Origin of the sequence: Pontibacter mangrovi (genome assembly GCF_006385705.1) — a bacterium.
GTDB lineage: Bacteria > Bacteroidota > Bacteroidia > Cytophagales > Hymenobacteraceae > Pontibacter > Pontibacter mangrovi.
Genome location: NZ_VFRQ01000007.1, coordinates 224,211 through 243,553, shown reverse-complemented (window position 1 = coordinate 243,553; position 19,343 = coordinate 224,211). Strand labels below are relative to the sequence as shown.

10 protein-coding genes are annotated in these 19,343 nt (G+C 50.0%); 1 reads left to right on the top strand and 9 read right to left on the bottom strand.

Annotated elements, in window-relative coordinates; translation table 11 throughout:
• Nucleotides 1–164: 164 nt before the first annotated feature.
• The 8 genes from FJM65_RS21650 to FJM65_RS14485 all read right to left on the bottom strand — a co-directional run bounded on the left by FJM65_RS21650 (nt 165) and on the right by FJM65_RS14485 (nt 14,024).
• Complete coding sequence (locus FJM65_RS21650) at nt 165–287, bottom strand: hypothetical protein (protein WP_262710944.1); 123 nt, start codon at nt 285–287, stop codon at nt 165–167.
• A 143-nt stretch (nt 288–430) separates the two neighbouring features.
• Complete coding sequence (locus tag FJM65_RS14515) at nt 431–2,980, bottom strand: polynucleotide kinase-phosphatase (protein WP_140622267.1); 2,550 nt, start codon at nt 2,978–2,980, stop codon at nt 431–433.
• On the bottom strand, nt 2,977–4,353 hold the full coding sequence (locus FJM65_RS14510) for a 3' terminal RNA ribose 2'-O-methyltransferase Hen1 (RefSeq protein WP_140622266.1): 1,377 nt from the start codon (nt 4,351–4,353) through the stop codon (nt 2,977–2,979). Before FJM65_RS14510 ends, FJM65_RS14515 begins: the two co-directional genes overlap by 4 nt.
• Nucleotides 4,354–5,097: 744 nt before the next feature.
• A complete protein-coding gene (locus FJM65_RS14505) occupies nt 5,098–6,615 on the bottom strand; it encodes a TROVE domain-containing protein (protein ID WP_140622265.1) in 1,518 nt (505 codons plus the stop codon).
• Between the two features lie 135 nt (nt 6,616–6,750).
• The gene (dsr2, locus tag FJM65_RS14500; protein ID WP_140622264.1) at nt 6,751–10,422 is read right to left on the bottom strand and encodes an anti-phage defense-associated sirtuin Dsr2; all 3,672 of its coding nucleotides are present in this window, start codon (nt 10,420–10,422) and stop codon (nt 6,751–6,753) included.
• A 306-nt stretch (nt 10,423–10,728) separates the two neighbouring features.
• Nucleotides 10,729–12,147, bottom strand: coding sequence for an RtcB family protein (locus tag FJM65_RS14495; RefSeq protein ID WP_140622263.1), 1,419 nt, complete (start codon nt 12,145–12,147; stop codon nt 10,729–10,731).
• A gap of 60 nt (nt 12,148–12,207) precedes the next feature.
• Entirely contained in the window at nt 12,208–13,272 is a 1,065-nt protein-coding gene (locus FJM65_RS14490; protein ID WP_140622262.1) for a nucleotidyltransferase domain-containing protein, read from the bottom strand.
• Entirely contained in the window at nt 13,263–14,024 is a 762-nt protein-coding gene (locus FJM65_RS14485) for a nucleotidyltransferase domain-containing protein (RefSeq protein ID WP_140622261.1), read from the bottom strand. The genes FJM65_RS14490 and FJM65_RS14485 overlap by 10 nt, the downstream gene beginning before the upstream one ends.
• 98 nt (nt 14,025–14,122) lie before the next feature.
• Here FJM65_RS14485 and FJM65_RS14480 point away from each other — a divergent pair, with 98 nt between their 5' ends.
• Complete coding sequence (locus FJM65_RS14480) at nt 14,123–15,862, top strand: phytanoyl-CoA dioxygenase family protein (protein WP_140622260.1); 1,740 nt, start codon at nt 14,123–14,125, stop codon at nt 15,860–15,862.
• Between the two features lie 54 nt (nt 15,863–15,916).
• On the opposite strand, the gene FJM65_RS14475 is transcribed toward FJM65_RS14480, so the two are convergent.
• The gene (locus FJM65_RS14475; protein WP_140622259.1) at nt 15,917–19,204 is read right to left on the bottom strand and encodes an SNF2-related protein; all 3,288 of its coding nucleotides are present in this window, start codon (nt 19,202–19,204) and stop codon (nt 15,917–15,919) included.
• Between the last annotated feature and the right edge of the window lie 139 nt (nt 19,205–19,343).

Here is a 19,343-nt window from a genome sequence, read left to right as displayed (position 1 = left end):
TCGGCAGGACTGTCTGTCACGCCTGGTATGTAGGCATAAGTTTTCACCTGTGCCGGGGAAAGCTAAAGCTGTCCCCTTAGGGGCAATACCGGGTTATACGAGAATTAAAAGATAAGTATATACTAATTGTAGTAGGTATAAGCTTGCTCTAAGCTTAATTTGGCTTAAACCAGACATTGCTTCCGCAGTTCATAGTCTGAAACGTTGTACTTCTTTGAAAGAGAGGAAATCGGCTCGGACCATACCTGCTGGTACAGTTCCTGCCGGGTAATCACTTTTCTATTCATAGGCCAGGTATATAATCCTTTGTTTCTAAATTTAAATAAGATTTAGCATGTCGGCCATAGCCCTTGAGCAGGAAAGTCTAACATGGGCTGAGGTATGTCAATGGGTAATTACCCATTGACATACCTCAGCCCATGAGTTTTAATTACAGCCTCGGATCCACTGCTTCGCTCTCTAGTGCCAATACACCGAACACGCACTCGTGTACGCGCCTGAGCGGCTCCCGCTTCACAAAGCGTTCCAGCGACTCGAGTCCCAGTGCAAACTCCTGCAGGGCCAGTTCCCGCTTGGCCTTTACATGGCGCTGCTTGAGCCGCTCCAGGTTGCCGCCTAGATCGTACTCCGGCCCGTATATGATGCGCAGATACTCGCTGCCGCGGCACTTCATCGCCGGCTGAATCAGCCTGTCCCGGAAGGTAGGCACAAAGTCCAGCGGCTTGACTACCATGCCCTCCCCGCCGGCAGCTGTGAGCTCCGTCCACCACTTGAGAGTGGCGCTGACACTGGCTTCATCCTCCAGGTCCACCAAGCGGTGGCTGGTCATTAGCAGGAAGCGCTCATCCTGACCGCAAATGTTGCTAATCTGCTCCATGTGCCAGGTATGCGGCTGGTTTGTATGCACCTTTCCCTCTGTGGCCAAAATGTGGAAGGGAGCAAATGACATTCCTTCAATCCCTTCTGTTTCACTGGTATAGTGATGGTAGGAGGTGATGTACTTGTCAATGGCCTCGGTCCGCTCCTTGACACTTTCCAGTATATCGTCTACCTCCAGCCCGCGTTCTAATGCCTTTTGCAGTACTTCGCCTGCCCGTGCCAGGCTATTGAAGGCTGAGGAACCAACTGCCGCATACTGATTCACGATCAGGTCCTTTGCCTTGGACGACCAGGGTAACAACTCCCCGTCCAGGCACACCCAGTCGGTGCCGAAGCCATCCCAGAAATCCGCTGCAGTCAATGCTTTTTGTAGCACTTCCATGAAGGCAGCCCCTGTGGCCATGTCGGTAAAGAACCGACGGCCCGTGCGGGTATAGATAATACCAGGCGCTGGGTGCTGCATGCCGAAGCGACTAACGGCCACTTCCGGGTCTTTGCAGACGATGGCTACTGCGCGGGAACCCATGTGCTTCTCTTCACAAATGAGCTGCCTTACGCCGTGTTTGCGGTAATAGGCAAATACTTCCAGCGGGTGCTCCAGGTACTCGGGTAATGCACTGGTTTCCGGAGGCGACATGGTGGGAGGGAGATATACCAGCCACTTCGGATCGATAGAAAACCGGCTCATTACCTCCAGGGCTGCGATGGCGTTCTCCTCCCGCACGATTATCCGCTTGCCCACGCCTGTCTCCACGATGTACTTCTCCCGTACCAGGCTAATGTCGAGCATGTCGTCCTCCAGTTGCTGAGTGGTGCCTGCTTCTGCAGTATCTGGTATTACAGGCCTTACCGGTTCAGCGTATACGGCCTGGCTTTCCACCGATAAAGTTTCCCGCTCCGGATAGCGCAAGGCAGTGAGCCTGCCGCCGAACACGCAGCCATTGTCGATGTTGAGCGTGTTGTTGAGCCAGTCGATGCCCGGCACCGGCGTATGGCCGTAGACCACGCTGGCCTTGCCGCGGTAGCCCTTAGCCCAGTCGTGGCGAACGGGCAATCCGAATTCATCCACCTCTCCGGTTGTCTCCCCGTAAAGGCAGAAGGCCCTTACAGCAGAAGAGGCCCTTCCGTGCATTTGCTCGGGCAGGCCGGCATGCGCCACGACCAGCTTCCCTTCATCCAGCACATAGTGCGCGATCAGGCCGTCCAGGAATGTCCGGACTTCACTTTTGAAATTATCAGAAGTGGCAGTCAGTTGCTGCACTGTTTTCTCCAGTCCGTGCTCCAGGCTCACATTCTTGCCCTGCAGGTAACGCAGCAGCTTATCGTCGTGGTTGCCGCGGATACAAAGGGCAGTACCGCTGCTGACCATGTCCATCACCAGGCGCAGCACATCGGGGGATTTGGGCCCGCGATCGGTCAAGTCGCCCAGGAAGATAGCCTTGCGGCCAGCAGGTGCTTGTACATGATAACGGCCGTCAGCACTGTTGCTCAAAGTATAGCCGAGCTTTGTCAGAAGCTCCTGCAACTCATCGAAACAGCCGTGCACGTCACCAATGATGTCAAATGGGCCTGTTTCTTCCCTTTTATTATTCCAGAGCGGCTGGCGCACGATTTGTAATGCCTCTTCCGGGTTCACGATATAGGTATAGCCGAAGCCTTCGCGCTTGATGGATTTGAGCGTGCGGCGGTACATGTCGTAATGCTTCTCGATCACCTGGCGACTGAAGTTGCGATCGATGCGCCCCTCGTGCCGCTCAAACAATTGCTTGATAGGTGTCTCCAGCACGATTGCGGCAGCTAGGGCATAATTGTCTTTGGCCAGCCTGACGAGCTTGGCACGGTCTTCCTTATGCAGGTTCAGCGCATCGATCACCGTCAGCTTGCCCAGTTTCAGGCGTTTGGCGGCCAGGAAGTTCAGCACCTCAAAGGCATCGCTGGTGGCACTCAGGTCGTTCTCATCGTCTGAGACCAAAGCGCGGCAATAGTCGGAGGAAATGACCTCCGTACCCAGGAAATGCTTTCGGGCAAAGGTACTCTTGCCAGAGCTGCTTGGCCCCACCAGCAGGACCAGGGCTATTTCAGGTAATTTTATTTCTTTCATGCTAATTTCATCTTTTTAAATACCGCTAGTTGGGAGGGAGCGCCTACGGCTGATTCTTCCGGGCCGACCAATTCAGTAGTGACCTCATAGCCAAAGCTGCGGCATACATGCTGGCACCAGGCATTGAATTCCTGACGCGTCCACTCAAAGCGGTGGTCCTCGTGGCGGAAGCCCTCCGGGTCCAGCTTCTCATAGATCACGTTGTACTCGGCATTCGGCGTAGACAGCACCACCGTATCGGGGGCAGCATAGCCGAACACGACCCGCTCCATCGCCGGCAGTCTCTCCTCATCCAGGTGCTCGATCACTTCAACCATGGCCACGGCATCGTAGCCTTTCAGTCGCTCGTCCAGGTAAGTCACCGTTCCCTGGAAAAGCGAGAGCCGCTCGCGCAGGGCAGGGGAGGCCTCGTCCAGGTGCAGGTGTTCCTTAGCCAGCTGCAGCTCGGAGAAGGAAACGTCCATACCGGCGATCCTGCGGAACTGCCCTTCTTTGAGTAATAGCTTGAGCAGTTTACCGGAACCACAGCCCAGGTCTAGTACGCTTGCAGTCCCGCTCTCTTTCAGGCGCTCAAAGGCACGGCGCAGGCGCTGCTGGTGCAGGCTCTCCTGGAACGGTGACATGCTTTCATCCTTTGGTAGGGCCTCTTCACCCGCCAGCCGTAGGATGGCCTCATTGGCATAGGTGCGGAGGTTACGCAGGAAGCGGCGGGTGATCCAGTCCCGCTCCGGGTGCTGCTCCAGCCAGCCCTGCCCTTTCTGCATGAGTATCTCGATGTCGTACTGTGAGACGTAGCTGTGCCGGCTGTTGTCGAGCACCGGGATAAGCACATACACATGCGAAAGCAGCTCCTGCAGCGTGCAGGTCTTGTGCAGCGTCAGGTTGATGTACTTGCTCAGGCCCCAGGTGGGAAATGCCGTGTCCAGCGGAATGGTCTCTACCTCCAGCTCATAATCCAGCGGCACAAAGAGCCGCTCCACGGCCTCCAGCTCTGCATCCACGCGCAGCGAACTGAGCCGCAACGTAAAGGGCATGGGTGTCTGGGGGAGTCCCGGCCTGTGGTTGCACCTGCCATTGAGCGCGGAGCCAAAGGCCTTGGAGATGGCCGAGCTCAGAAAAGAGTTACTGGTATAGGGCCGGTCGTTCACGTACTGGTCCTGCAGGGCATAGGTGCCTTTACGCACCCGCACCAGGTCGACCGGGTTGATGTCAAGCATCAAACAGGCGGTGCAGCGCGCGGCTGTGGCCTCGGGGTAAAATATATGCGCCTTTCCCGCCGCCAGTTCCACGGACTGTACCTTGTCCGGGTGCTTGTGCAACAGGTAGCCCAAATCTGTGGCCGGGGTATGGGTGGTGGTGATTTCTAAGATCATGTGATTTCTCTTCTTTAGAGATATGGATTACACTCAATATAAAACTTTTCCTGAAATACCCCTGGCTTACGGGCCAGGGGCACCTTCAGGTAATAAGAAAGGAACAGGGCGGCAGGCGGCCAGCGACATGCTGCTCTACCAGCTGAGCTACACCCTTGCGGGTGGTGGGATTCGAACCCACGACCTGCCGAATTGCAATCGAAGTAACGCTGGCCTACGGCACCTGTTCCAGTAAGTATAGAGGCGATGGGCAAATAGAGTTTTGTTTTGCGGGACAGGCGAAGTAACTCCATTTAACGGCACTCTATTTGTTTAAAAGCGGGCGACAGGCGACATAAACCCTTTGCAGGGCGTTGCTCTACCAGCTGAGCTACAGAGCCAATGGCTCTGGCAGGAATCGAACCTGCGACACACGAAGTAACCCTTGTCTACGGCACCACTCCCATAGCTAAAACAAGCGGGCGACAGGCGGCCGGAGACTTATTAATTGTACTCGCTGGCGTGTTACCCTTTCACCATTCCAAGGCCTTTGCCGGCTTCAAGGAAGCAGGACTCGAACCTGCAACTCCAGCACCCTGACGAAGTAATTCCTGCCTACGGCACTGCTCGTTATTGATTTAAAAACAGGAGGGCGAAATTCGGCCCGTGACAAGGCTGCTGGCAGCCTGCAGGATTTGAACCTGCTCGTCTGATTAAGACTTCACCGAAGTACCACGCACCTACGGCACCTCCTGTTTACTTATGTTAAAGTTCTACTGCCTCGATGGCTTCCAGGGCCGTTCCTCCGTTCTCGATCGCCTCCAGCACATCGAACACCTTGTCGCTCCAGCCGGCGATGAGAAACACGTCGTCCCGCACCAGGTTGATAGGAGAACTACCATAGCCGGCCAGGTCGAAGAGGTATAGCCTGGCATTGGGCGCAACGGCTTTATACTTCTTCCACTCCCCGCTAAGACTTTGTTGATAGCCGGTATTGTCCCACAATTGACAGTCGGTAAAGAGCATCACCTTATCGGCCTGCACCCGGCGATTGATCAGGTCGCGGATCACCAGGTAACCATTTGTGGAGTAGCCCACCTCCCCCTCGCGGCGGTGGAACTCCAGCACGTTAGCCAGTACCTGGCGCTGCGGCAGGTTTATTACTTTCCAGCTATTACCGAACATTCCTGTTACCACGTTGCGGCAACGGTGCTGCAACAGCATGCCCAGCATCAATCCGATGTCGTAGTTGAGCACTTTACTTCTGGCGGAGATCGGGCGTTGCATAGAGCCCGATACATCGCAGGCAACCACTACGCGCACCGTCTCATCGAAGCCTCGCATGTTCTGCACGCTCACCTGCACGGCCTGCTCGAGCGCCTCCAGCACCATGGCGGTATAGCCAGACTTGAGTTGCAGCAGCTCGCGGTAAGCGGCCAGGAAGCGGAAGGGCAGCTGTTTGGCCTGCTGCACGGCGCGGGCATCGGAGAGGGTAGCGCATACCTGCTGCATGTGAGAAGCCGACACTTCTGCCTGCAGTATGTTGCGCAAGTTGCGCAGTAGGGCCATGTAGCCCAGCCGGCCGCTGTCGATCAGCTCTTCCCACTTAACTCGTACTGCTGTAGCTTTGGCTTCTGCATCTGCAAAAGCCTGCTGCCCCAGCTCCGACAGCTCAGTCTCCCAGGTATAAGGTATAGCCAGCGTGTCGGCGGCAATCCTGTCGAAGAGCACCCGCTGCGTGTCGTCTTTGGACCTGGGGTGTACCAGGAACAGCGCGTCGCGCAGCTTCACCTCGGTGGCACGGTTATACTTGGCAAACTGGTATTCATCGAAGCGGTTAAAGGCCACGGCCAGCCCTTTCTGCAGCTGCTTGGAGAGGCGGCCCAGCATTTTGGTGCCGGTGCGCCCGTTGCTCAGGCTGTAGTAGGCCAGGAGCTCGGTTATCTCATCGGCACGCTGCACCACGCGGGCCACGGTGCGGCTCACCAAGTCGTCGCCAGCGTGCACCTTGGCCAACTCCACCACCAGCACGAGCGGCACGCTACGCAGGTGCATGTGGGTGCGGGCGTACACAGCCAGCTTCGCCACAAACACCGGATCGTTCTGCACGATCAGTTCCCGGATGCGCTCCAGGCGCTGCTGGCCGCTCTCGTAGAAGTTGTCGCTCAGCGAAGCCGTAACAACGGCTGCATACAGCTCGGCGGCTGGTCCTATTTTCCAAGCCATCGCTCCTTCGTGGTTGGTGGTCTGGTGCTTTTTGCTTGTGAGAAAGTTGAACTTCATGGCCTTTTTCTTTAATGATAGACCAAAGTTCAAGGGCTAGTGCGCAGTCTTTTTGCGCAGGAGAAAAAAGTTTTTCAGTTTATATATGTACTGAAATTATCGAATGCTAATTGTATATTTAATGTTGTTAAAAATCTAAAGAAGTACCCATTCTCTTTTTATGTCCTCAAACTCCTGAGTATTGCGGCAAGTTGTCTGCCAATCAGTAACTACTTGAGGGAGCGGTAAATTTTCTTTATTATAATGCTTCTGTAGCTTTGCAGCTAAACGGGTTCCATATTTCCTAAAGATCAATTTTTCTTCTGAGCTTTCATCTACAGCGGTATTTCTTAGGTCAGTTTCATTTAATAAATGTTCAAGACCTACAAGCAAATCAGACAGAATTCCTTCGTTTATTATTTGAGGATACTTATCTAATATATTGCTCATTATCTCTAGTGAAACAGTCAAAGTTCTTGATATACGCCACTTAATTTGATGGCTTATTATGCTCAGAACATCTATCGTTTCAGCATCAGAAATGTAATCAAGTTTATAAAACTCAACTACGCTTAGAGTAGCTTTTGCAGCATCATTGAGGAGACGATCTTGTTTGGATGCAAATGATCTCTCAATGTCATTAATTAATCTTTTCTTGTCTTTACCGAAGAAGGCTGTATATGCTGTTTTTGCTAGTAAGTAGGAAACTTGATGACGTTGTAAGTCATCAATAAGCTGGACCAAGTTAATTTGATTCCCACTATTGATAATTGATTTGTGGTGTAGTTTAATTATAGTCGCAATGATGGTATTGATATGTTCAAACCTATCGACGAATTCATCAGATATTGAGAATAAAGGGTTAGTGTCTTCTTTTTTGAGATAGCTCTTGTCGCACTCCCACCATTCCACTATTTTATGAAATAGACTTAAGACCTCTTCATCAGACCATTGTAATTCGGTCGTTGATAAGCCTCTGTTAACTTCCTCTAAGATTTGAATATTACCATTAGTAATGGCAATACCTTTACCTTTTTTAGACTCTGTGTTTTCTAAAGGGAATGGATGATGTAGAATGTAATTTTTAATGATGTTTATTATATTGTTGTTTTTAGGATGGGGGAAATGCAGGTAGGCAGTTAAGTAAAAAGGTGAATCACTTGGAAGTTCAGACTCTGCATCTTTAAACATCCATAAAGCCTTACCAAAAGATTTTGACTGATTTTTATCAAGCAATTTTAACTCATATAGTTTGCCTAGTCTGAGAAGCGCCATTTTCCTTTTAAAACCCTCTTCGGAAGTTTCTATTAATAGGGAAATTATAATATCTTTTTTTATTCTGACTTTACTTGAGTCGATTTCTCCACTACCAAAATTTATAAAGTAGAAGGGTTCAGGGAATCCAATATGATCTTGGTCCAGAAGTGGAAAATCTAATAAAGAAACAAGTATGCTAGACTGTAATTCAGAAGAGCTTGAGGCTAGTACCCTTTTCAGCAAGTTAGATATACCTGTAAAGTTTCTTTTCTGGTCCGATAGATAAAGTTGCTTTAAGAACTCAAGAATTTTGATCTTACTCTGATCAGAGCATCTCACAGTAAGACGAGATAGTATCTCTGGTATTGAAGAAGATAAGTTGAAAAGTTTCTTTTGTTGTATTTGATGAAAAGCCAAAATGTAATGATCTATTAGTTCGTCAGCTTCTCCTGGCTTCATCTTGAAGACAAATAGCCTTGTGAAAATATTGTCCACAACCTTGGTGTCTCCTAACCTTAATAAGACAGCTAATGCCCAGTTTGGGGAATGTAAAGATATTCTCCTAGCTGCAGCCTCTACTGTTTTCTTTTCATAGGTAACATTTGACACTCTAAAAGGAATACCTGCCTCTTCTACAAAGCGTAAGAAAGAGTAAGCTGTAAAAGTATCGTTTTCATTGTAAGTAAGATTATAAGTAGTGGTTGTTCTGCCAATATCGAAAGTCCTTTTTTTATTCTGTTCGCGTCTATTTACAGGTTCCTGCTCAAGCTTTATCCGAAAAAGCTTGAATTCATTCCACGGATCACATTTATACTGAACGAGATCACTTAAACGTTCTTGGTTTAATTTTTTAACTTCTTCATTTTCAGATTTATATTCAGTGGATGCAAATCTCAGGCAGGATCTAATGTATTTTAATAATACAATTACATATGCTTCTTGAGAAACCCAAGTGTAATCATTCAAAACTGGTGAAAGATTCAAACGAGCTCGAATAAAAGTGAGAGAGGTTTCTAAAACCTTTTCTGCTTCTTCTCCTTTACCTATTTCACCAAATAGCGCTGCACGTTTTGCCTCCCAATAGGGTAAGGATACATTTTGAGGCCACTCGGCTAATTTTTGTTGCAATTCATAAATATTTAATTGGAATATTTCAAACAGCGATTGCTCATAATAAAATCTTGCTATTTGTTCCGGAGAAAAATGTTGAAAATACCCATTTAGTAATTGAGTTGTATTGTCCCACTTTTCCTTGATATTTTCTTCACGGTAGAACCGAAGTAATGAAAGCTGTAAATCCAGCCACTTACTTTTTATATTATCCCAAACTAAATCTTCTTTTCTAGATGTATTTTGATTTGTAGTATTCTCGCCTATTTTTGGATCATACTTATTGATAACCCTCTCGATTACAGGGACTAAATCATTAAAGAGTGGGCATAAACATCTTTCAAGGCGCCAATTTAGTTCATAACAAAAGTTTAGATCAGTAAGATTATCTACCTTCTCTAATTCGAACAATTTTTTAATGTAGCCCTCTGTAGATTTCCACAACACCTCCCTTTGTTCTTCAGGTAGAATTAACCAATTAGGGTATTTTAGCCTATCGCTCTTCCATTCTTCAATAATTGTTAAGAAATCAAAGTTATCATTAAGGTTTGGCGTGAACTTTATATTACCCGGCCATTCCAGATTATTACCCTTTTTTTTCTCAGATTTAAGAAAATTCAAAAATATAGATAGCGCTTTGCTATGGCTACCTTCTGTCTCTTTACAAAGAGCTAAATCAACCAGTACAATATTTTTAGACTCCAAAAGTTTTTTCTGGGCATCAGATAATCCTAATAAACCTACTAAATAGATTTTAGGAGAGTTTTCTCTGCCTAAATTATCATTGATCCAGCCTATCCATTGTAAAAAATTAGGATCATCCCCTGAGAACCCAAGTAGGCAAAGTGTGTTTTCTAATAATGACTGTTGTACTGTATTGACAAAGGGAGCAAAAAAATTGGGGTAGGTACGATAATCTTCTTCTGTGACAATCAAGGGGCGCTCATAGGGAAAACTTCCATGTAATTTTATAATCCTTGGCTTTTTCGAATAAATGAGATCTTGTTTGCTGACAACTACATCAAAGCGCTGATTAATTACATTTACACTAGCTCGTTCTAAGAGAGTATCATAGTTAGTTGTGAAAATGTCTGTCCAAGGTAACTCTAGTAATTGACTATGTAAAGATGAGGGTTCATACTCTTTGTCAGGAATATACTCTCTCATGATCTGATCTAGAACAGGTCGCCCAAAGGCAGCCTGTACTTCATTAGCCAATTTCATCACATTTAAGTAATGTTGATCTATATTTGGTTTACAACCATATATCTTCTCATAAAAGATATCACCTAATTGGTTCCAATTCGGAATATCTCGTTTAGTAGGGTCGCTCTTCAATCCATTTTTGCTAAATCCCGCTCCTACCATCACAGCGGCATGACCTGACCATAACCTTTGAGCTATTTCTAGTAGATAACTTCTGATTTCAATAGGTATATTTTCTGCAGGTATATCAGTCATATTTATTTAATAATTGGATGTCCTTTATTAAGCGCCCTAAATGTTGGGAACAATATATATTAAAGATAATATTTGTTGTTTGTATCTAAAAAACTATTGGAAAACTTATTATATATAGTGCTGCTAAAATTCTCGCCTCTATCAGCTACTTATTTGGTGCTCAATATCCTGCTCCTCAGGCAGAGGCAATGTCTTATTGAGTTCATCAATTTTATAGATCAATTTCATCGAGATTATCAATATTTTCTAAAGTAATAAGCCCCTGCCTTAAGCAAGGGCTTATTACTTTATAGCCTATTCCCTACACTAATCCCTCTCCATATACTTCTCATCCCCGCACATGCGGACGATCTTCGGCGTGAAGGTTCCCACCACATCCACCAAGTCCTGCTGTGATTGCATCACCTGGCGGATGTCCTTGTACACCATAGGCGCTTCGTCCATGCCCGATCCAATCACTTCCACACCCGCCTCTTGCAGGTACTGTTGTACCTGTGGCAGCGAAAGTGTCTGTTTGGCTTTGGTCCGGGACATTACTCGGCCTGCTCCGTGCGAGGCAGAGTTCAGGGAGTTTGCCTCGCCTTTACCACGTACAATAAAGCCCGGCGTAGCCATAGAGCCAGGTATAATACCCAACATGCCCTGACCTGCCGGCGTTGCGCCCTTGCGGTGTACGATCACCTCGTTACCGGCCGCGTCTTTCTCTTTCCAGGCAAAGTTGTGGTGGTTCTCCACTACTGCCAGCGGCTGTTCCCCTAAGGCCAGTGCCAACCGCTCATGTATCTGGTGATGACAGGCCGATGCGTAGTCTCCAGCCAGGTTCATCGCCAGCCAGTACTCTTGTCCTTCCGCTGTGTTAAGATCCAGCCAGGCCAGGTGCCGTGCCTCCTGTGGCAGGCGGCAATTCTGCATGGCAAGCTTGGTATAATGGCCGGCAATGCTGGCACCCAAACCACGGGAGCCGGAGTGGGAGAGGGCCGCCAGGTAATGTCCGGTCGGTAGCCCGAACTCGTTTTTCGCATCATGCAGCTCCACCACGCCGAACTCCACAAAGTGGTTGCCGCCACCCGAGGACCCGAGCTGGCTATACGCCCGGTCTTTCAGGCTCTTCACGACAGGGATATCCGCAAACTCAGGGCGGTCCATGATGGCGTGGTCCTTTGGGTTTTTGAAGGTAGCCGTACCGAAGCGCGTGTTGTCAAGCAAAATACGCTTCATATGATCCGACTGGTTGGTCAGAATAGCTGAATCAATGGCGTACAGGCTCATGCTCATGCGGCAGCCAATATCCACCCCTACGGCATAGGGAATCACGGCATCTTTTGTGGCCAGCACGCCCCCGATCGGAAGTCCATACCCTTGGTGTGCATCCGGCATCAAGGCCCCACCAACCGCTACAGGCAGGCGCATAGCCGTATCCATCTGGCGGAGCGCACCCGCTTCAATGCCTTCTGCCCCATAAATCACATACTCCTTTGCATGGGGGAGCAGCGGAATCAGCTCCTCCTGCCTGGGTGGTAGTAAGGCTTCTGCGAGTGGTGCCAGCAGCTCATCCTCGAGGTGATCGGAGGGCGAGGCAAGCACCTTTGAAAGTAGAGCAAGCTGCGCTTCTTTTGATATTTCCGGATAGGCTGTTTCCATAAGGGACAAGGCCGTGCCGATGGCTTTTCCGGGCTTAAACCCAATTTTAAGCAGGTCTTTACCTGTAAGCGTACATGTGTTCATCGTCTTGTTTCTTTGTGATGATACAAAGGAATAGGTCTATTGCGCAGCCTTTTTGCGCAGTTAAACTTTCTTGTAAAAACTTTTTCGAACCTGTACCAGCAGCTCATTTAACCGCTCCAAATCAGGCTCTTCCGGCAGGTCTGAGGCCGCATAGAGTTCATCCATTCCGGCGATGCGTTCCTCGGCCATCGCCAGCAGCTCGGCATACTCAAAAGCACCTGCTTTTATCTGCAGCAGAAACTCCCGGTTAGGGCGGCGCACGATGACCTGCTTTTTCGTGGCGATCTCCTCGGCCATGTCAAGCAGGCGGAAGGTGTGCATCAGGTTCTTGGCGTCGTAGTTCTTGCCGTGCGAGCGCGTGTTCTCATAGCGGGCCTCGTTACGCGTTTCCACCCACTCCCAGTACTCCTTGTATTCTTTGCAGTAGGTGGAGTAGGCGTTCTTGTTAAAGCTCATCACCGCCAGCGGCTGCAGTCCTTTGGGAATAGAGCTCAGGGATACGTCGTTAGCCTTCTCGCTCTGCACAATGCCTTTGGGTTTGGTGCCGGGGGAGTGGAAGAGCGCGTACAGGTCGGGCATGTGCGGAATGTTGGTCAGCCCACAATCCTCCTGCCTGAGGCCCTGCTGCGCGAGAAACTCTTTTACCGGCACTGATCCCTGGCCCTGCGCCACATTGCAAAAATCCAGCACTGAGCGGCGCTCCGGCTCTACCGGGTTCACGATCTTTTTCTTCAGCCCCCGTGCCTTCTTTACCTGCGCAAGCGCGTAGCCGGCGAAGGTGGTCCTGCACAGCTTCGAAAGAAAATCTTCGGGCCTGAACCTGTCGTAGAGCGGGTGCTTATAAAGGATGCAGTCTTCGGGCATGGCCAGCAGCTCAAGCATGTTCGGGTTGTTCTTTGAGAGCAGCTCCACAAAACGCCGCAGCTCATAGTACACGATGTCATTGCTCTCGTTGCTAACCTGCTCCACGTAGTGGAGGCCCAGGTAATCCTTCTCCGGCAGCACGAACACGCCGCGGATGTCGGTATCGGAAGTAGGCGTGCTCAGGCCATAGGCCCTGCTGCCGCTGATGCACTCCAGCAGCAGCAGGTTCTTTTCCTTCAGTTCTTCTATGGTTAGTGCCATGGGTATGCTATCGTTTTTCTGAATAAATCGTTCAGCGGCTCCGTTTCGCCCTGGATTCTTTCAAAGTCGTTTGCTCGGGTGTCACAGTAATCGAGGGTGCACTTCAGGTATAGTTCCAGCTCTGCTTCCTTGGGGTGACGGTAGGACTCATCTACCTGCGCTTTTAGCACGAGCAGCTCTTCTATCTTGTCGCGCATACGCTGGTCTGTTACCAGGGGCAGCAGTTCCCGGAAAGCCAGCGGTGGTATAGCTTGCCGCTCCACGGTCCAAAGGCTGCAGAGGGTGGTGCGGAGCAAATAAAAGTAGCTCTTCAGCTTCACCTGGTCTTCTGCCTCGCAGGTTTTGTAATAGTTGCGTGCCATGCTCGCGTAGTGGTGCAGTCCGGCGCGGCAGGAGAAATAAGTTGGTGCCAATGCCTGCAACTGCTCCCGGAAATCTGTCTGCTCCAGGTACATAATGGGAGAAGCCAGGCGCTCGAACATCGCTATGTTGGATTTGCGCAACAGGCGCAGGCTTTTGCGGATGTCCCAGCCCACTAGGTCCAGGTCGCCCGACAGGTACTCGATGGTATCGCGCTGCTCGTCTATGCTCAGGTACCAGTCGCGGGTATGATGGTAGATGAAGCGCACATCATAGTCGCTGTCGGGGGAGGGGAAGCCCCAGACCCGGCTGCCGGTCTCGGAGGCAAAGAGGATCTGTACCCCGTACTGTGCCTCTATCTCTTTTAGCTTTTGTCGTATCTGTTCCTGCATGGCCCTTGTTGTTTATGTGCCAAAGGTATAGTGGCACTGCGCAGTGTTTTTGCGCAGGAGAAATTATTTTCTATATTTCATAAAAATATATTTAGCCCATGCCCGTAAACCGTAACGCCCTCATCCGCTACCGCACCATCGACAACTGTCTGCGCAACAGGTACAGAAAGTGGACGCTGGAGGACCTGATCGATGCCTGCTCGGAGGCCTTGTACGAGTACGAGGGTATTGACAAGGGCGTGAGCCGCCGCACAGTTCAGATGGACCTGCAGTTAATGCGCAGCGATAAGCTGGGTTACAATGCACCCATCATCATTAGGGATAAGAAGTTCTATACCTACGAGGACCCGGAGTACTCCATTACCAACATCCCGCTCACCGAGCAGGACCTGGGCAAGCTAACCGAGGTGGCGGGCATTCTCAGGCAGTTCAAGGGCTTTACTCACTTCCACGAACTCAACGGCATGGTGCAGCGCCTGGAAGACCGTATTCATACAGCCAAAACCAAGCAGGCGCCGGTAATCGACCTGGAGAAGAACGATAAACTGAAAGGGCTGGAGCACATCGACACGCTCTACCAGGCCATCATCAAGAAGCGCCCGGTGCAGCTGAGTTACCAGTCTTTCAAGGCGCGGGAGGCGCAGGCTTTTACCTTTCACCCGTACTTTCTGAAAGAGTACCGAAACCGCTGGTTTGTGCTGGGGATCAAAAAGCGAAGGCAGCCGGTGTTGCTCCTGGCCCTGGACCGCATCCTGGAAGTGGGGGAGTCGCATGAGCCTTACCTGGAGAATGACGGGCTGAACCTGTCAGAGTACTTTGAGCACGTGGTGGGCGTATCGGTGAATCCGAATGACGGGCCGGAGGAGGTGGAGCTGTTTGTGAACCGGGACAATGCGCCTTACGTGCTCACCAAGCCCCTGCACCATTCGCAGCAGCTGGTAGAGCAGCTGGGCAATGGCATTATTATTCGCCTGCAGGTGCAGCTCAATTTTGAGCTGGAGCGGGAGATCCTCGGCTTCGGGGACTGTGTGAAGGTGCTCAAGCCCCACAAGCTCAAGCGCCGGATACATGAGAAGATGCACAATGCCGCCGAGCAGTACGACAAGGAACTGAACCTCTCGGAGCTGGAGCACAGCATCACGAAAGTCAAACGCCGGGGCTATGCCGTGCTGGAGAACCTCTACACGAGCAAAGAGGTGGGCAGGATCCTTTCCTCCATCAACAGGGCCACCGAGAACGAGGAACGCTTCAGGCGATCGGAGGATCTCTTTGCCATTCGAAGTCTGCTGCAGGAGATCCCGCACCTGAAGCACCTGCTCTTTAATACAAATCTATGCACGCTGGTACGCGAAGGGTTCGGTGCCGACTACTTCCTGACCAAGGCCATCTACTTTGATAAACCGCCCAGGTCGAACTGGTACGTGACCTGGCACCAGGATGTGCCGGTTAACGTGAAAGAAAAGGTGGAGAAAGAAGGCTTCAGCGGGTGGACTAACAAAGCCGGGCTGGTGAGCGTGCGTCCGCCACTGGAGTACCTGCAGAGTGCCTTCACAGTGCGCATTCACTTGGACGATACGGATGAGGGGAACGGAGCGCTGAAGGTAATACCGAAGACCCACTTCAGCATTCTTTCCGATGAGGAGATAGCCCAGACTCGAAATACCGCAGAGAGCAAGTGCTGTAAGGTGCAGAAAGGAGGAGTGCACCTGATGAAGCCGCTAACGCTACACGCCTCCTCCAAAACGGAGAACCACAAGCACCGACGGGTGATCCACCTGGAGTTTAATAACCGGGAGCTGCCTGAAGGACTGGATTGGCTGGAGCGGGAGGTGGTGTAAATCTTTGTTAAATCAATATAAGTAGAAATTTTAGTTTTTGTTATTTTTTTACAATTAACTGCCTGTAGGATCCGTTGCTGCTGGTGTGCCAAGAATGCAGGCAGCAATATCAAACGGTTCCTCTAATGTCTGGAAGACCAGATTTTGAAACTTTTTAAGTTCTGGTAAAGAAAAAGGAGGGAGAGATTTTGCCTTCAGTAGATCTTCCAGCGTCGTCACTTCCCGCTTACCCCGCCTTCTGCGGTAGTCAATCAGCCTCTCTTGTAGGAGGTCGAGCCAAACCTGAGACAAGCTATGGAAGTCTACATGATACTCTCCTTCTCTGGAGCCATTTGTGGAAAGCCTCTTGACATGCCAAAGCAGGTCCTTTAACTCCGGGTCAACTGTTTTTAGATGCTGTTTCCGGGCCAGCGCCTCGCCGACTTTTATGGCAGTTTGTCTCTTTACGGGTAGCAGCTCCAACCTTAGGGCCTCGACTTTTTTCCGATATGATTTCAATAGTGCTTCTGAGGCATCATTCCACTTTACGGGCTCGTGGTCACTCCCCGTCAGACGCACCTGCAGCATATGGCTGATTTCCTTCAGGCTATCGTGAAGACGGTCCTGCTCATCAAAAAAGAACCATTTTGGAGGAGCATCCTGACGGCCCCGTGTAGCCAGGAAGAACCATGGTTTGTCTGCCTTCACTAGTCCAATTCTCACTTTTACGGCGGTTCTGACCAGTCTGATCTGCTCGTATATATGCTCTGAAATCAGGGCTTTTTTCCCATGATAAAGCGACTTTACAGGAGCAAAAGCGTCGTCCAGTCCCTGCCAACTTTTGTCTTCCAACTCTCTAAGCTTGTTTAGTTCCCGCATGGCCTCTTTTGCTCCAATGGTGGCGAAGGACTCGTTCATATCATGCCGGGCCACAAGGTCGAGTGGTGGGTGGAAATTGGAGCCGATGGTCGAGGCCACGTCATAGGCCGCCCTGAACAAGTTCCTGTCTGTCCTGAGAGCAAATGCATCGGAGTCATTTGGCCAGTAGATATGCACCTTTTTATGCGGGCTGTCAAGGCGCTCAATCCTGCCAATCCTCTGCTCAGCCAGCCGAATTACACCAGGAATTGTCAGAAACACCAGGCCTGATGCCTGCTGAAGGTTTACTCCCTCTGAGAGAGCATCTGAGAAAAGACCTATCACATTTTTGGCCTTTGAGCCAAGGCCAAAGTCTTCGAGTGCTTTTAATTTGGACACCCCACCGGTAACCACTTCCACCTTTATCCCCCACAGCTGCATATATTTCTTATTTAGGTAGTGAAGTGTGCTTACTGTGCTGTCAAAAGCAATTAGTAGCCTGTGCCTGCTCAATAGTTCTTTCAGCTTGAGGGCTTTGTGGAGCTCTCTATTTTCGGAGAGCTTTTCCGATTCCTCCAGAATTCTTTGATAGATATTGATTTCCTCCCTACAGACCCTTTCGTACTCATCTTGATCTACAAGCCACATGTGATCGGCAAAAGCTGATTCAGGCAAGGCCTTTGTGGAAGGTGAGTTCTTTATCACTTCCTCCAGCTTGGCAATAAGGTTGCCCGTTTCCTTCACTTTAAAATTCTCCCACCCTTCATCCTTTGCCGCCTCTTTTGTCCCAATGATGTGCTCCTTAAGTGCAAAAGCAGAAGAGCGAAGACGTGACATTACTAAGTAGCGGGCCAAAAAAGGAGCCATCCGCACACGCCTGGCCACATAGTCTTCCGGCTTTAGCCCAGCTCTATGCGGAGCTTCAAAACGTCGCAGGTAGAGCACTCCTCTCAATCCTCCAGCCAGTTCCTCTATTCTTTTGGCAGCAGCTTTGTCCTCTTCCGTCTCAAAGGTTTCGTATGTCTCCTGCCAGAGTTGAGGATAGGCGCACCGTTCGCCCTTTGCGTTCCTGTATGCCTCCGGCTCCCGCCGGATCATGTGCCGTAAGAGGGGTTTAGTTCTCCTGACCAGGAACTGCTGTACAAATGTGCTGATGAGCCTATGCTCTTCTTCTCCCAATTTTCGGCTTTTTGCTATTCTGTAGACGTGTCTGTAGCCTTCCAATTGCTCTCTTGTCAGGTTATCCAAATCCAACAGCTCGAGTATCCTTAACAAGTCCTGCAGGGAGCGGTTTATAGGTGTTGCAGTTGTCAGGAGCACATAGTCAGCTCTATGTTTGGATAGGTGAAAACTCCTGTTCGAGTAAGGGTTCAGAAGGTTGTGAGCCTCATCGATGATTAGTATACGTACCTGTCTAAGGCTCTCCAGCGTTGCCTTATGCTCTTCGCTTCCTTCCCTGCTGATGACCCCGAATGACACCGATTTGCTGAACACGGCTACTTTCCGGAGTTCTTCCTCCCAATATGAGCGAACGGACGGAGGGCAGACTACCTGGACGTGGAGGTTCTGAAGAGAGCCCTGTGCCCACAGCGCATGTATCAGTGCTGCCTGTATGGCGGCAATCATCCTGGTCTTGCCAGACCCGGTCGGGTCAGCTATTAGGACGCAATGGTGTTGCTGCAGTAGTGCCATACCCTCAGCCAGCCCCTGAGACTGGCAGGGCCACAGGCTTAGCCTATTGAGTTTCTCGGCACACTCCGGAATTTCCCTGTACCACTGCGTGTCCAGCAGCTCAGAGATAGCGCGGGCCAGCGCTTCCGGCCATGAAACTATATCCATCAGGCTCTTAAGCAGTCGCAGCAGGTTTTGCTGATAATCTTGGCCTTCAGCGTAGTAGTTTTCCGCCACCAGCCTGACATCCTCCACATCGGGATGCCCTTTAGTCAATTCTTTCGTGACCCTGACATTAAATTCTCTTTGTTGAGTTGTTCCATGGCCGCTGAAGTTGGCAGACCCGAAAACAACGCTACTGTCACCTACATAAATCTTCGAGTGCTGGTGCCTGTAATAGCGTACTTCCACTTTCCCTTCTATTAACAGCTGCGTCAGCTTAAGAACTGCGCCTCCCTGTTCAAGCCACAGACCCTGTTCCAGCCAGTACTCTTTTACCTCCCTGCCCACCTCAGCCGGGGACCACTTCCTGCGCTTCTTTCCTTTGGGCTCCCAGCCAAGCAGAATCCGCACCCTCTGCATTTTATTCCAGTCAACCTCATCGGGTAGAAAGGTGACAAGATGGTTAAGTGAGGTAAAGCCGGTGATGATCAGGTACGCCGTTGATCCCTGCGCCTCTTTAACTATTACCTCCCGTACATTGCGATAGCCTTCAGTGAGCGGCAGGTTAAGAGGGAAGAGATTATTCGAAGGCCATTTATACGCTGTAATATATTCTTTATAGTCTTCTGAAACGGTAAACAGGTCAAGTTCCAACTGATTCTTATCAGACATAGGAAGAGGTGTTATTTAATGTTCCGGTATTTTCCAGTGATGCTGTTTAGCAGTAAATTAGAGGGTTCAACTGTTTACGGAGTTGCCTTAATTGTGATGGTTTTTGTTGTTTAATTAATTTTAATAGGGCTTGATGTTA

Excerpts from the sequence above, each read along its gene's own strand:
- FJM65_RS21650 (WP_262710944.1), bottom strand. The coding sequence starts at position 287 with ATGAATAGAAAAGTGATTACCCGGCAGGAACTGTACCAGCAGGTATGG.
- FJM65_RS14515 (WP_140622267.1), bottom strand. The coding sequence starts at position 2,980 with ATGAAAGAAATAAAATTACCTGAAATAGCCCTGGTCCTGCTGGTGGGG.
- FJM65_RS14510 (WP_140622266.1), bottom strand. The coding sequence starts at position 4,353 with ATGATCTTAGAAATCACCACCACCCATACCCCGGCCACAGATTTGGGC.
- FJM65_RS14505 (WP_140622265.1), bottom strand. The coding sequence starts at position 6,615 with ATGAAGTTCAACTTTCTCACAAGCAAAAAGCACCAGACCACCAACCAC.
- dsr2 (WP_140622264.1), bottom strand. The coding sequence starts at position 10,422 with ATGACTGATATACCTGCAGAAAATATACCTATTGAAATCAGAAGTTAT.
- FJM65_RS14495 (WP_140622263.1), bottom strand. The coding sequence starts at position 12,147 with ATGAACACATGTACGCTTACAGGTAAAGACCTGCTTAAAATTGGGTTT.
- FJM65_RS14490 (WP_140622262.1), bottom strand. The coding sequence starts at position 13,272 with ATGGCACTAACCATAGAAGAACTGAAGGAAAAGAACCTGCTGCTGCTG.
- FJM65_RS14485 (WP_140622261.1), bottom strand. The coding sequence starts at position 14,024 with ATGCAGGAACAGATACGACAAAAGCTAAAAGAGATAGAGGCACAGTAC.
- FJM65_RS14480 (WP_140622260.1), top strand. The coding sequence starts at position 14,123 with ATGCCCGTAAACCGTAACGCCCTCATCCGCTACCGCACCATCGACAAC.
- FJM65_RS14475 (WP_140622259.1), bottom strand. The coding sequence starts at position 19,204 with ATGTCTGATAAGAATCAGTTGGAACTTGACCTGTTTACCGTTTCAGAA.